The organism is Bradyrhizobium sp. 23 (assembly GCF_023073295.1).
Lineage (GTDB): Bacteria > Pseudomonadota > Alphaproteobacteria > Rhizobiales > Xanthobacteraceae > Bradyrhizobium > Bradyrhizobium canariense_D.
The window spans coordinates 751,841-766,590 of the sequence record NZ_JADPJF010000148.1 but is presented as its reverse complement, the minus strand read 5'-3'; the positions used below and the strand labels follow the sequence as shown (position 1 = coordinate 766,590).

Here is a 14,750-nt window from a genome sequence, read left to right as displayed (position 1 = left end):
CCTAAGCAGACTGTCTCGTTTGTCCTGGCGGAAATGACCCGGCTTCATCACGTAGCTGTTGAGCTTCTAGGTCAAGCCGAGCCCCACACTTCCGAGATCGCCGCAGCGCTTGCCGCGTCCCGGAAAGCGGAACTCCCTATGGTGTTACCCATGCGCATTTCGCAATTGTGCAGCGGGGCGCTGGGACCTAACTCCTAAATCATCCTGAGAGACAACAATTCGCCTCCGAGGCGCGTGTGGTTGGAGTTTTTGAGATTGAGAGCTTCCGCAGCTGAATTGGACTTCGGGGCGCGAGGCGTAGGCGGATTCAAACAAAGTTCGAGTTGGCCGCCCTATGACGCTCGAAATGCGATGCGGCGGATCGTTCGAGGTAGGCCGCAGTGACGCTTCCCGCCGAAATTGGCAACCGACTTCTGGCAACACTGCCGGCGGCGGACCTCGAACTGCTGGCGCCCGAGCTAGAGATGGTAGCGCTCGATCGGGATGCGGTCGTCTCGCAGGCGGGTGACCAGACCGAGCACGTCCTCTTTCCTCATAGTGGCGCCATTTCTGTGATGATCGACATGGCCAACGGACAGACGGTCGCCAGCGCCGCAATAGGGCGCGAGGGAGCAGTAGGCACTCTTTCCGTGCTGGGGCCGTCCCCTTCGGCCGTTACCGCCGTCGTTCGTGCCGCGGGCATCGCCTCGCGGATCCCCGCATCGCGATTCCACGCCGCTTTTAGCCGAAGCGCCGCGATCCGCCACGCAGTCCAGATTCATTTCAAAGCGATGCTGATACAGCTACAAATCGGCGGCGCCTGCAATGCTCTGCATCCGGCCCAAGCCCGCATGGCACGCTGGCTGCTCCATCTTCGCGACCGCGCCGACCACGACGTCCTCGCACTCACCCAAGAGGCGCTTTCGCAAATACTGGGTGTGCGACGAACGACAGTGACGCTCCTGATGCGCAACCTGCGCGCTTCCGGAGCGATCAGATCTGAACGGCGAGGAGAAATCGAGATTGACCCATTGCGGCTCGCAGCGGTGGCGTGCGAATGCCACGATACCATGCGTCTCGAAATCGAGGGGATCTTCTCTATGAATGCAGCCCGGTCTCGCGCTTTGGTTCTGCCGACGTAGTAACTGAAACGGGGGGATGCCGCAAACCATCGCGCCTTTCGGCGTGATAGCCCGTTATCCCGAACATGGACGATGTGGCCAATGTGCAACGGGCGCCTAGCTTCTCCACGGCAATGTCCGCAACCGAACAATCCCGCTCATGAGGTACGCGTACTATCGGCGCGCCATGTACTGGAGGCCTGTGGATGACCTTTTCAAACGAAAGATCAGACCTTATTGTCTCTTTGGGAAAGCGTGCGGCGACAGGTGTTGGCTGATCGCGCAAATGGCGGACGCTCCCGCGTTGTTGGCGACAATCTGCGCACCTATGCTGAATCGCTCCGTTCGGAAATGGATCGACGGGAGCTCACGTACGCCTCAATCAGTTCAACTGAATGAAGCCGAGGGTGCCTTTGGGGCACACAGACGATGAGAGACATGCAAGAGCAGCTGGAGAACCTCCTCAAAGCCGCAGCCGACTGCAAATCGATCAGCGATCTGGCCACCGACCTGCAAAAACGAGAGTTGTTCGCGAGGCTTGCCGATCATCTGAGCGTGTTGGCTTCCGAGGTCGAGCGTGCAATTGCTGCGACAGCCTTTGGCACCAAATTGGAGCGATAAGAGGATATGGCCCGACACCGATGATTGGGAATCAGCATGCGATGAGCGGAGGAGGACATGACTGCGGAGCGGCCTCCGTGCGAGTGTGCAATCGCGCGCTCGCCTGGCCACTAGTCGGAAGGCCTATCTGCGCGTGCAAGGCAATCAGCTAACTTCGATCGTCAGCTGCGACCGCGGGTAGGCGTACAGCCCTGACCTTGCAGGATATCCCCGGCCAGCGCGCTTTATTACGAAGGCTGCGTCATGCTCATTCGCTATAGGACCTGCGTTGCCCTGTTTCGGCAGCCTCATTCGAGGCCAAGCAACGCCGCGCCCGCTCGATCTGGGCGCCGGTGGCCCCGTGATTACGGGCATACATCTCAGCCAGGGCCGCCGAATACTTAGCAACGTAGTATTTGACCTCTGAGCAAGAAATCCGCTCTCCCGGTCTGTGCTGGCGCGCAGCATAGGCTTCAGAGCTAAGCGTCATCAGAAACAAGGCAGCAGCGCCAATCGCACGCGTGACAGTCATTGTCATCCCCCGCAGCTACTAGGTTCGTTGCAGAGAGCAGGCCTGAATCGTCCCGATCGCGCAAATTAACAGTGGTGCGCTGGTGCAACGTGTTGTGGACTGTTGCTTTCATGCCCCAGCTTCGTGAGCACCGGCCCGCCTATGCTGGCGAACCCCGTGCAAATCCAGGCTCGTCGACACAGATGTGCGACAATTGACGTCCCCATGTAAGCTGCATTGCGCAACGGGACAGGCCGCTCTGATCATCTCAGGAACCCAAGGGCGCGACACGCCGGCCGGCGCCGCTCTTAACGGGCACAAACCTCTCCTGCGCCGCCTGGGGAGGACCTCACGATGCCGACCAGCAATTCAACCCTCTGCGCGGATGACCACCGGTACGATCATCCTCTCTCGCTCCAGTCCATCTGGGCAAGTTTGAGCTACTTTCAGGAAGTGTCCTCGGACGTCGTACTATCGTACTATCTCACAAACGTTCGAACCAACGAACCAACGACACAGCCGCATAGTGCAAATCAGGACCTGCAACTATCTCAAACTGCTATTTGAGGCTGTGGCCTGCACGGTCGACGGATCGGCCGATCCGCGCACAACATGAGAACCGAAACGCCAGCGCCGAAGCCAATCGACCCCGCGAGATGTAAAGGGCGCTGTCAGCGGCTGGCGCGCCTACATCCGATAGCTCTGAATTCTGAATGATGGTGACATTAACCACGGATTGTTACCACTGAGTAGGATGAAGGTCGGCGACCGGAATCAAAGGCGGTGCGCGTCCGCTTTATGAGCCAATCAGCTCGTGGGCCGCACCGCACAGCAATCCGGTGCCCAGACCACACCTGAGCCGCAGAAGCCGTTCGCATTCGAGCCGGTCCGGACGGCCAGCAGAAGTTGTGGCGACGCATCGGGCAGCATATTTCGAGTTCGATACACCGCTGAATTCGCCCGCCGGCTCGCGCGCGATCACGGTTGATGTCCGGCTAGCGCCGCTTCGGCTTTCTCGCCGTCATCTGCCTGGCGCCGCAGCTTACGCTGGGCAGAACCCCGCTTTTATGGCAGTGTCGATGTGGCCACAGAGCGCAACACAGTACCTCCTCACCTGACATTGGTCACGCGGAGGCTTCGGGGTTAAACCCAGTGTTTTGGGTTGATGCGCATGGACAGCAGGTTCCAAGTGCTATGGGAGGACGATGACCGCATCTTTTGTCGGCCATTGCGCCCGGCTTCCGATGGCGCATGCAGAACTGTATTGGCGGTACTTCCCAAGGCGAAACACGCTTCGTCCGGCCTCCTCGATCGTCTTGATCACGAGTTTGCGCTGAAAGACCAATTAGATGAGACCTGGGCAATGCGGCCGCTCGGGCTGAAGTGCGATGGTGACCGTCCAGTGCTGCTGCTTGAGGATCCTGGTGGCCAGCCGCTCGAACAGTTGCTTGGTGCGCCCATGGACATCGGACGCTTTTTGCAGCTCGCGATCGGCATCGCCGCAGCCCTGAACAAGGTGCACCAACGCGGCCTCGTCCACAAGGACGTGAAGCCGGCGCACATTATGGTGAACTGCGAGGACGAACGGGTCCGGTTCACCGGGTTCGGTATCGCCTCGCGCCTCGCCCGCGAGCGACGCGCCCCTGGGCCGCCGGAATTCATCGTGGGCACGCTGCCCTACATGGCGCCCGAACAGACCGGATGGATGAACCGCTCGATCGATTTCCGCAGTGACCTCTATTCACTTGGCGTTACGCTCTATCAGATGCTGACCGGCTCGTTGCCGTTCTCAGCGGCACATTCCATGGAGTGGGTGCATTGCCACATTGCGCGAAAGCCAGTGGCGCCCGGCGAGCGGGTAAGCACTGTACCGGCTGCAATCTCGACCATAGTCCTCAAGCTGCTCGCCAAATCCGCCGAGCAACGCTACCAGAGCGCTTCAGGCCTCGAACATGATCTACGCCGCTGCCTGATCGAATGGGAAACCGGAGGCCGCATCGAAGAGTTTGCGCTCGCACAATACGACACGCCCGACCGACTGCGGATCCCTGAGAAGCTCTACGGACGGGACCGCGAGATTGAAGCCATGCTGGCCGCCTTTGACCGGATGATCAAGAGCGGCGCGCCGGAATTGATGCTGGTTACCGGCTATTCCGGCGTTGGTAAATCCTCGGTAGTCAATGAGCTCCATCGTCGCCTTGTTCCGTCCCACGGGCTGTTCGCATCAGGCAAGTTCGACCAATACAAACGCGATATTCCCTATTCAACGGTAGTGGAGGCTTTTCAGAGCCTCGTGCGGTTCCTTCTGAGCAAGAACGAAGCCGAGCTGACGCACTGGCGCCAAGCGCTTCATGGTGCGCTGGGCGCCAATGGACGACTCGTTACCGACCTGATCCCTGAATTGCGGCTGATCGTGGGAGAGCAGCCACCCGTCCCTGAGCTCCCCCCGCAGCAAGCACAGAACCGCTTCCGTCTCGTGCTCCGGCGCTTCATAGGGGTGTTCGCACAGTCCGAGCATCCATTGGCGTTGTTCCTCGACGATCTCCAGTGGGTCGATGCCGCCACGCTCGATCTGGTTGAGGACCTTTTAACCCGCTCCGATCTGCAATACCTGATGCTCATCGGCGCCTTTCGCGACAACGAGGTCACTTTCGCTCATCCATTGTGGTACAGGCTTGAGGCCATAAAGAGTGCTGGCGCTAACGTGCAGCAGATCATTTTAGCGCCGCTTGCCAGCTCACACATTTCGCGTTTGATTTCCGATGCTCTTCGCTGCGATTCGACGCGTGCCGCGCCACTCGCGAAGTTGATTCACGATAAGACGGCCGGCAACCCATTCTTTGTGATTCAATTCCTTCAGGCGCTTGCCGAAGAGGGATTGGTCCGCTTCGATCATGACGCACGGTTCTGGTGCTGGGATCTCGCTCGCATTCGCGTCAAGGGCCACACCGACAATGTCGTGGATCTGATGATCGCAAAGCTGACCCGCCTGCCTGCCGAGACGCAGATCACGCTGCAGCGGCTGGCCTGTCTCGGCAACGTCGCCGACACGAGGACAATTTCGATCGTCCTCGGTCGCTCCGAGCAGCGGGTACACGCGGACCTGTGGGAGGCCATTCGCCAGGAATTGGTCGAGCACCAGCCAGGAGTGTATCGGTTTGTCCACGATCGAGTGCACGAAGCCGCCTACTCGCTGATTGCTGATGATCAACGCGCGGCGCTGCATTTGCGAATCGGTCGGGAGCTACTGGCGCAGACCCCCCGGGAGAAGTGGGAGAAGGCTATTTTTGAGATCGTCAACCAGCTCAACCGTGGCGAGTCCTTGATCACCTCGCGAGACGAACGCGAGCAACTCGCAGAGCTTAATCTGACAGCCAGCCTGCGCGCGTGGGAGGCGGCGGCCTACGCGGCATCGCTCAACTATGCCGCTGCCGGTGCCGCATTGTTACCAGACGACTGCTGGGAACAACGCCAGCAGCTTGCCTTTGCGTTCGAGTTGCATCGCGCCGAATGCGAGTTCGTGACTGGCTCGGTCCTGGAGGCAGAACAGCGCTTACAGGAGCTGACGACGCGAACCGCGACCGCTGCCGACCTTGCTGTCGTCGCGCGCCGTCGGGTGGATCTGTATACGGCGCTCAGTGAGCCGGACCGCGCGGTTAGCGCCGGTCTCAGCTATCTGGAACAACTCGGGATTCGATGGGTAGTCCACCCAAGCGATGATCACGTCCGACGCGAATACGAGCACGTCCGATCTCGGCTCGGGAATCGGTCGGTCGAGGAGCTATTGGATCTGCCGCTAATGAGTGATGCACTCGCACTAGCGACCATAGATCTTTTGACGGCGCTCATGCCGCCGGCGTTTTTCACTGATGCGAACCTTCGCTCACTGGTGGCCCTAAAAGCGGTGGAGATCAGCCTCGAATGGGGGAACAACGATGCTTCATGCGTTCCTTACGTCATGTTCGGCGCCATTGCCGGCGCGCGCTTCGGCGACTATCAGGCGGGCCTTCGATTCAGCCGTATCGGCACTGAGCTGGTCGAGCGGTGCGGATTTTCGCGCGTGCACGCCAGGACCTACCTGAACTATGGCAACCTTGTCCTTTCATGGACCAAGCACCTCCAGCATGCCCGAGACGCCTTTCAGCGGGCATTTGAGGCCGCGAGCAGCAGTGGCGATGTCACGTTCGCGGCCTTCAGTTGCGCCAGCTTGAATACGAATTTCCTTGCGGCGGGCGATGCGCTTGCAGAAGCGCAGCGCGAAGCCGAGCACGGGTTGCAGTTGAGCAAGAAGGCGAAGTTTGCGTTGGTGGCCGACATCATAATGCCGCAGGTTGCGCTAATCCGTATGCTGCGCGGCCTGACGCGGCGTTTCGGCGCTCTGCACGACGACCCGTCCGACGAGCTTCGGTTCGAACGGCGTTTGGCCGCCGATCCGGCATTCGCGCTGCCCGAGAGCTGGTATTGGATCCGCAAGCTGCAAGCGTGCTTCTTTGCCGGCGACTATTCGCTGGCCGTCGACGCCGCATCGAAGGCACGGAGACTGCCGTGGTCACCACCGCAGCTACTCGAGACGGTGGAATACGAGTTCTATGCAGCGCTATCGCACGCTGCATGCTGGAATTCGGCACACCCCGAACAACGTCAAGGGCACCTTGAGGCCCTGACTGGGCACCACACGCAGCTCGATTTGTGGGCACAGAATTGCCCGGAGAATTTCGCGGACCGCGCTATTCTAACCGGCGCCGAGATCGCCCGTCTCCAAGGCAGAGAACTGGACGCGGAGCGTCTCTATGAACAAGCCATCCGCTCCGCTCGCGACAACGGCTTCGTCCACCACGAGGCGCTCGCTTATGAATTGGCCGCGCGGTTTTACGGCGAGCGTGGTTTCGAAGAATTTTCTGGCATCTATTTGCGGAGAGCGCGCGACTGCTATGTTCGTTGGGGGGCAGACGGCAAAGTGCGGCAACTTGAGGATATGCATCCGCACCTCAGGGAGGCGAGATCAGAGCCAGGCCCGATGAGCACGATTGGAGCGCCGGTCGAGCATCTCGACCTCGCCACTGTCATCAAGGTGTCGGAAGCGGTGTCAGGTGAGATGGTTCTGGAGACGCTTATCGAGACGCTCATGCGCACTGCCATCGAACAAGCAGGGGCTGAACGCGGTCTGCTGATCCTGTCGCACGACACCGAGCCGCGCATCGAAGCGGAAGCCACCACAACCGGCGATAAAGTTACTGTTGAAATGCGCAATACAGCGGTGACCGCGGATCTCCTTCCCGAATCCGTTCTCCATTACGTACTGCGAACTAGAGAGTGCGCGGTTCTCGAGGATGCCACGGTCCAGCCTCCCTTTGCCACGGACCCCTACGTTAATCAGCGCAACGCTCGTTCCATTCTCTGCATGCCCCTGATCAACCGTGCGAAAGTTATCGGCGTGCTTTACCTCGAGAATACACTGACGCCCTACGTTGTTGCACCGGCGCGAATTGCGGTGCTGAAGCTGCTCGCCTCACAGGCAGCAATCGCACTGGAAAATGCGGCTTTGTACCGCGATCTCGGAGAACGGGAAGCGAAAATCCGACGCCTTGTCGATGCCAACATCATCGGAATCATCATCTGGGAGCTTGAAGGTTCGATTCTGGAGGCCAACGATGCGTTTCTCAGCATCGTGGGATACGACCGTGAGGATCTCGTCTCGGGCCGCCTGCGCTGGACTGACCTGACGCCGCCTGAATGGCTCGATCGCCACGAGCGATGGTGGATCCCGGAACTAAAAAAGATGGGTAGCGTGCAGCCGTTCGAGAAAGAGTATTTCCGCAAGGACGGAAGCCGCGTGTCGGTGTTGATCGGCATGGCTGCGTTCGACGAACAACGAGACCAGGGTGTCTCCTTTGTCGTTGACCTGACGGAGCGCAAACGATCGGAAGTGGCTCTGCAGGAGAGCGAGGAGCGTTTCCGGACTCTCGTACAGTTCTCTTTCGACGTGTACTGGGAATCCGATGCGCGGCATCGTTTCATTCGCCAGGAATTCGCCGAAGGCATGGTCGATGCACCCGCGTCGGGCTCTGAACTTGGTAAGACGCGCTGGGAAGTGCCCTACTTGGAGCCCGACGAGGAGGCTTGGCGCAAGCATCGGGAGACGCTCGATGCCCACCTGCCGTTCCGCGATTTCGAGCTCGCGCGCCCTACGCCCGATGGCGGCAAGCGCTACGTGTCCGTCTCCGGGCTACCGGTGCTCGACAAGTCCGGGCACTTCATCGGTTATCGCGGCGTTGGACGGCACATCACCGAACAGAAGCGGGCCGCAGAGGCGCTGCGCGAGATACAGAAGGAGCTTGCGCACGCTAACCGCCTCGCCACCATGGGCGAACTCACGGCCTCGATCGCGCATGAAGTGAGCCAGCCGATTGCCGCGGCATCCATGAATGCTGGTGCGGCCGCGCGCTTCCTGGACAGAAATCCGCCGGATCTTGAGAGGGTCAGGGAATCACTGGACTGGCTTATGAACGATACCGCTCGGGCCAGCGACATCATCCAACGAATTCGCGATCTCGTAAAAAAAGCACCGCCCCGGAAGGATCGCTTGGACATCAATGAGGCGATCAGGGACGTTATTGAGCTTACCCGCGGCGAAGCGATGAAGAACGGCATCTCAGTGCAGACGGAATTTGCAGACAGCTTACCGCTTGTCGAGGGCGACCGCGTCCAATTGCAACAAGTGGTTCTCAACCTGATTATTAACGCTGTCCAGGCAATCGGCACGGTCGCGAATGGAGCCAAGAAAGTGCTGATCACCACCGCGCAGGGTGCACCGGACGGTGTTCTCGTCGAGGTGAAGGACTCGGGACCGGGGATGAGCTCTGAAACCTTCGAGCACGCCTTCGCCCCCTTCTACACGACGAAGCCCAGCGGTTTGGGGGTGGGACTGTCGATCTGTCGTTCGATTATCGAAGCGCATGCCGGACGCTTGTGGGTGACGCGCAACCAGCCCCACGGCGCAATTTTTCACTTCACCGTACCAGCCCACCCTGCCGACGCTTCTTGATTATGGCCGGATTGCTGGTTCCAACTTCGAGCACGCACCTCGCGCTTTGCGATCGAGAAGATCAAGTCGATCGAAGCCCTGCCGATCCTGGCTGCCGCGACGGGGATTAAATCACCAAGCTGTCGCAGAAACGGTCGAGGGATCACGAGGCGACTAGGCAAAACAGGTTGTGCATTTGCGCGCCTTGGTATCCTATTCTACGACGAGCGCGTAATCGACCTGTGCCGTTTAATCTGCACACCGTATCGCATTGCGCGAAGATGCAGAAACAAAGGAAAAGCATAAGTCGCACTGCTATCCGGGGCACGATACGCAAAAAACGTCGCACCAGATCCGCCTTGTTCTCGTCGACCCCATCCGTAATTTAATTGAATACGAACAGTTTTGATATGGTTGGCGCACCAGGGCTCGAACCGGGGATCCGCTGATCCAACATCGCCGCTCGTTCTCATCGCTCTGTTCGCGCTCGTCACGTCAGCCACTGCGGCAATCGAGCCTATGGCCGACTCGGTGCCCGTAAGCCGTGCCTCAGGGACGATCACTGGCAATGGATCGATTTCCGCTCTTCCGAATTGCCCCGGCGAAACAGGGCGCGGTTGGGGCGTGATTGATGCGATAGACCAGCGTGTCGATCTTGGCAGCGGACTTGTTGCTGAGCAACGTCAGGCCGCCCCGCAGCGAGCCCTGAACCGCTCGCGCCAGTGCATCACTTCGTCCTAAGTGCATCCGCCTTCCACTAGATCGAGCATGGAAAGGCCATAGATCACGAGGAGGTAAGGATTAGTGGCCGCTCGCACACGGCTTCGATGGCAAACCACATCGATTCGGGGCACGCCCCCCCAATCATCCTCACGCTGATTGGCGCGCGGCGCTGCAAATTGGTTGATCCGGTAACCCTAGGGCCCATTACGGCGCACATAGAGGAAATTGGCGCCCTGCGCGTCGGGCGCCCCTTGACACTCGTGTCAGTCGCCGGCGTTGCACGGCGCACCACATGGCGCGCGGTCGTAGGCGGCGCGGCCGTTGGCGCGGCCGCGGTTGGCACGGCATGTCTCCGCGTTCTGATTAACGGTCGCTACGGCTGCCGCTGATAGCTGTCGGTTCTAGCTTCTGAAGAGCGCATCCTGCGGGATGAGGTTCATGCAGGATGTGCTGTTCAGGTTTCAGGGGCGCTAGCGACAGGGGCCAAGGCGCGACAGAGCAGAGATCGAGAACTCCAGCGTCGCCAGCATCGCGAGCATGTCGCGTTGTCCTGCTCCAGGGCGGCGGGGGTCGGCAGAACATCTTGACGCTCTTTGATCTCTGGCCGAGCCGAAAGGCATGAAGCTCGAGGCCGAGTGATCCATAAAGGTCGAACGCAAATTGCGAGCAAGAAGGAACGACGCGGCCACGGAGGGCTTCTGCTCCTCGTTCAAGACCGAATGGACAGTGAGCAAGATCTATTGCACTGCGAACACCGATATTCGCGCCAATGCGTCCCCACCAGCAAAGCCTTCGCGGCGATATGGGCCCCATGCGGCTTAAATCTGGCAGCGTGATGGATTAATTGCGCGCCTGGCCCCCGAATTCATAAGCTCGTCTAGCACTTTGGCGGCAATACGCGGCAGCGCGCTCAATTAATCGAGCCGTCCACGTTTCGCCGGGCGACGATCCTGTCCTCGGTCCGCGACGCAACCACCCGGTTGATGGGCGACGCTGCGGTAAGATTTGGACCGATCTCCACGCTGGCATGGCAATGTGAAAGCGCAACCGGTCGGGAGGCAAGATTGTGGATGTGATGCCGGTCTGCCGGCCTGAGCGAGGGTTGTCTCTAGCACTAAGTTAAATGCTCCGCCACGATGAGTTCGAAGACGACGATCATCGCCACGACGATCCTCGATCGCCAGATCAATGTAGTGCTCCTGCTTCCGCGGCAAATCATGAGATCTGACCGATAGCTATCTACAGACCGTCGCTAGAGCAGGTGGACAAGGGCAAGCCAGCACGGATGCGAATCCCTGCCTGGTGGCAAGCGCCGGAGCCAGGGGCTTGGACGGCTTAGCCGGTTCGTATTTTTGGTTAGTCTCAGCAGCCGCGATCGAGTGACCCGAGACTGAAATGGTCGGCACCGGGTCAAACAGGAAAGTGACAGGCAATCGGACGTTTTTCCGTCTGCTCGCTAGGAGCGGACATGATGGCGCTGGCCCGGCAGGTTGGCTCCGGCCAAAAGCTGCCCCCGCCAAATGCAATTTTGTCCCTTTCCGGCTCCGGACGGCATCCCCGTATCGGGGTCGAGATCCTGATGCTAGATTTCCTTCGTCATCCCGGACAGGAGGACGACACGCCTGATAGCGTCTACAAGGTCATTGAACTGGTCGGTACCAGCAACGACTCGTGGGAGAAGGCCGCCGCAAATGCGGTCGAGCAAGCTGCAAAATCTCTCCGAGATCTTCGCATTGCAGAGGTCGTCAAGCTGGATATGCAGCTCGATGACAAGGGAAAGGTCGAGGCCTATCGCGCCAAGCTCAACGTATCGTTCAAGTTCGAGAGCTCCTGAGCCTCAGCACCTCGCCCCATGCGCAGGGCGAGGAGGACTCATTGGAAAAGGCGCGTTGCCCTGTTCGCCTAGCCGGACACTGTGGCCCGGTCTCGGAAGTTGGCCCTAGTCCGACCGGGACCGATATGCTTTGATGCGTCGAGGCGTGTGGCGCATGGTGGCCTCATGTACATGGTCATTCGCAAGTACACCAAGGTTCGTTCGGTAGCGGACGCCGCTCGCCGCGCCAAGAGCGGCGTCGGCCAGATCCTAAGGCAATCGCACGGCTTCAGATCTTACCAAGTTCTGGATGCGGGCGACGGCGTTGGTATCGCCGTGATGATATTTGACGATCGCGAAAGCGCCAATGCAGCGAACGACAAGATACTCGCGTTTGTTCAAGCAAGTCTACATGACCTCGATCTTGGAGTTCCCGAAATCACCACCGGCGAGGTTTTGGTGAACATAGAGCCGAATGAGTTCTCGGGCATAAAGTAGCTGAAACGCCGCCATTTGCGTGCCGGTTGCCCTCCTTTGCTCATGTCGTCGACTTGATGTTTCCATCTCGTTTGCACCGATCGCGCCCTGGACGCGCGTGCCATCCGCCATGAATATGCGACTACGCGTATTCTCGAGGAGTAGCAGCCACATGAAGCAACATACCTTCGAAGCATTTTCCACCGCCGCGATCTACTGGACACCGCTTGTGCTTATGGGCACCGCGATGCCGCCAAGAGATCCCGATGAAGACGACGAGGACGACGAAGAGGAAGATGACGCTGACGAACCGCCGGTCGTGCGCGAGCCGGACGAAGACTAGACTGGCGTGTTCGGCAGCCGGCGCTATAATATCTCTCATGGGCTGGGATGCGAAAGACATAGCGCTCCTCAACAGGCTCTGGTCCGCAGGACAGAGCGCGGCGCAGATTGCGCGTCGTCTCGGGTGCAGTCGTAACGCGGTCTGCGGCATGCTGACCCGTCTGGGGTTGAAGCGCGGCCACAAGCCGCCCACAGCAACGCCCAAGATAAGGCCGCGCCCGAAGCTGAGGCCGACCTCGTCGGCTGCCTGCGCCCGTCCAGTCGCACGGAAGGTGTCGCGGAACGCAGTGCAGAGGCAGCCGCCCAAGGAATTCAGCAAGCAGCAGCTCTACTCCATGCTGGCAGAGGCGGTCAGAAACACTGGCTAAGAGCTCACCAAGAATGTGGTTGTGCTCCCGCAAGTCCCTGGCCCAGTTCGACGGGTTCGGCAGTCGTATACCCATCCCAAGGCTTCATCTGCTTGGAGTCAACAGCAGCGGTAGATGATAGGCTGAACTTACTTGTGGTTTGCCGCCGAAAGCCGACATGTCACCGATTCAAGAGATCTTCGAGTAAGCGGCACGAAGTGGAAGCCGTAATGCCGGATCTGGCCCTTTGAATGACCTGCCGTCGATATCGATGACGCCGCAACGTCGGTGGCGATCGTCGTGCGCTCGAAAAGCGATGCTTGCCAACGATAAGGCGCTGCTTGCGGCCAACTCACCTGTTCCGCCGCGAGGAACGATTGCATCAGCCGTGCTTTAACCGTCCGCACCTTTAATTGTTCGATCAGCAGTTTGCGAAAGCCGCCGCCGATCGAAGGACCAGTCAATGCGCATCCGTCTCGTTGGTGGCACGGGGCTTGTTCGATCGGCAATCCAGGCCAGACTGTCCGCCGAAGGGCCCGAATGCGTATTGGTGTCGCGCCACCCACCGCACCTGATACGCACCACATCACCCTCGATATGGTCGGACCACCGACGCTTCGAAATGGAAGGACGCTCTTGCCGGCGTTGATGTCGTTGTCAATGCGGCGGGTGCCCTGCAGGAACGGGACATGCAGGCGGTTCATGTTGCTGGCAGCGCGGCGCGGGGGCCAATGCAACAGTGCGAAGTCATTGGAGGTCTCAGCAGGCAGTTGCTGGGCCCGGCCCGGACCTAGCAGAATCCCGCGCTAGCTTCATTGTATGCGGCGCGCGAACCGTTGGGGCTGACTGACATCAGCGCCGAACTGAACCAAGGCTGGAGCCGAGTGACTTCCGCAGTTTGCCCGAAGCTGCAAATCAGAGTCCTCTGCTCTTGTCGCCGTTTGACCCTGAACGGACGTGCTAGGCATAAACAGCTGGACGCGGTGTGGTGTGAGGTCTTGGCTTTGGTTTTGCTCGGACGTCCGCATCACGGACTGACGCGCTCGCACCAAACCCCTGTCTTACTGGGCTTGATCGCAGGCCTGCAGGATCCGGACAAAATCAGCCATGCTGGATCGATCTTCAGCCATAGCTGCAACCTGAGTATTGGACACGCGTTGGCTTCCCCGTCTGAACCACATCAGGAGGTCGGCGATGTTTCTCATGGCGGACTCTCTGCACAAACTACGGCCGTAAGCGTCTGTTGAGCGGCGAAGCGCCGCTAGATCGGGAGAACGGCCGGCGGGCGCTACGCCGCCGGTCTCGTCCCGCGGCTCGCAGGGCCGGTTCCGTTACTTTTCAGTCTGGATGTATCAGTAACATTAGCCCTCGGTCGGCGCCATCGCGCGCAGGTATGAAGTGACCATACTTAGGTAGACGTGGGTTAGTGAATCGGGATCGGGAGCCATCCCGACCGGCACCGTTCGAATTGGAGGCTGCCGCCGACCAGGCCATCGCTGCCTGCGGTCGAGACACCCGGGAGGCGGTCAAGGCGCTCATTGTCGCGAACGGCTTCCTCGAGGCGCAGGTCGAGGATTGCGAGCCTCGGTTTCCCCCGGCTACTCGCGCGGCCGGTTCGTCGTCCGCGCGACCGTCCCCCGAATTGATCAAGTAGGACCTCGAAACCGCCGTCGAAAAGGCGTCCTCGATCAAGCTGCAGATCCGAGCTTCATCCTCCACGACCAGAACTCGAATGGCATTACTCGCCTCGGCGACCGATGCGGTCGTCTCGCGTGACGGTAAGTGCGTTGGCCCGCGAATGTCGTGCGCCTCA

General features: G+C 59.7%; 9 protein-coding genes. 7 read left to right on the top strand and 2 right to left on the bottom strand.

From position 1 onward, the window contains the following. The first annotated feature begins 380 nt into the window (after nt 1-380). Both IVB32_RS37010 and IVB32_RS37005 read left to right on the top strand, forming a co-directional pair. A complete protein-coding gene (locus IVB32_RS37010) occupies nt 381-1,121 on the top strand; it encodes a Crp/Fnr family transcriptional regulator (protein WP_085386237.1) in 741 nt (246 codons plus the stop codon). Between the two features lie 417 nt (nt 1,122-1,538). After that, the gene (locus IVB32_RS37005; protein WP_085350878.1) at nt 1,539-1,721 is read left to right on the top strand and encodes a hypothetical protein; all 183 of its coding nucleotides are present in this window, start codon (nt 1,539-1,541) and stop codon (nt 1,719-1,721) included. Nucleotides 1,722-1,968: 247 nt separating this feature from the next. Here the strand turns inward: IVB32_RS37005 and IVB32_RS37000 are convergent, their stop codons facing one another. After that, a complete protein-coding gene (locus IVB32_RS37000; protein ID WP_007592736.1) occupies nt 1,969-2,232 on the bottom strand; it encodes a hypothetical protein in 264 nt (87 codons plus the stop codon). A gap of 1,144 nt (nt 2,233-3,376) precedes the next feature. On the opposite strand from IVB32_RS37000, the gene IVB32_RS36995 reads away from it, so the two are divergent. The 5 genes from IVB32_RS36995 to IVB32_RS36975 all read left to right on the top strand — a co-directional run bounded on the left by IVB32_RS36995 (nt 3,377) and on the right by IVB32_RS36975 (nt 12,958). Continuing rightward, complete coding sequence (locus IVB32_RS36995) at nt 3,377-9,256, top strand: AAA family ATPase (RefSeq protein WP_247366725.1); 5,880 nt, start codon at nt 3,377-3,379, stop codon at nt 9,254-9,256. 2,170 nt (nt 9,257-11,426) lie between these two features. Next, a complete protein-coding gene (locus tag IVB32_RS36990; protein WP_275974734.1) occupies nt 11,427-11,792 on the top strand; it encodes a dodecin family protein in 366 nt (121 codons plus the stop codon). Nucleotides 11,793-11,957: 165 nt separating this feature from the next. Beyond that, nucleotides 11,958-12,269 carry a hypothetical protein gene (locus IVB32_RS36985; protein ID WP_085350876.1) on the top strand — a complete coding sequence of 104 codons (312 nt, stop codon included), beginning with the start codon at nt 11,958-11,960 and terminating at the stop codon, nt 12,267-12,269. A 151-nt stretch (nt 12,270-12,420) separates the two neighbouring features. Then, entirely contained in the window at nt 12,421-12,591 is a 171-nt protein-coding gene (locus IVB32_RS36980) for a hypothetical protein (RefSeq protein WP_166517563.1), read from the top strand. After that, the gene (locus IVB32_RS36975; RefSeq protein WP_311979542.1) at nt 12,515-12,958 is read left to right on the top strand and encodes a GcrA family cell cycle regulator; all 444 of its coding nucleotides are present in this window, start codon (nt 12,515-12,517) and stop codon (nt 12,956-12,958) included. The genes IVB32_RS36980 and IVB32_RS36975 overlap by 77 nt, the downstream gene beginning before the upstream one ends. A 128-nt stretch (nt 12,959-13,086) precedes the next feature. Here IVB32_RS36975 and IVB32_RS36970 read toward each other — a convergent pair whose 3' ends face one another. Beyond that, nucleotides 13,087-13,641, bottom strand: coding sequence for a hypothetical protein (locus IVB32_RS36970; protein WP_247366731.1), 555 nt, complete (start codon nt 13,639-13,641; stop codon nt 13,087-13,089). Nucleotides 13,642-14,750: the final 1,109 nt, after the last annotated feature.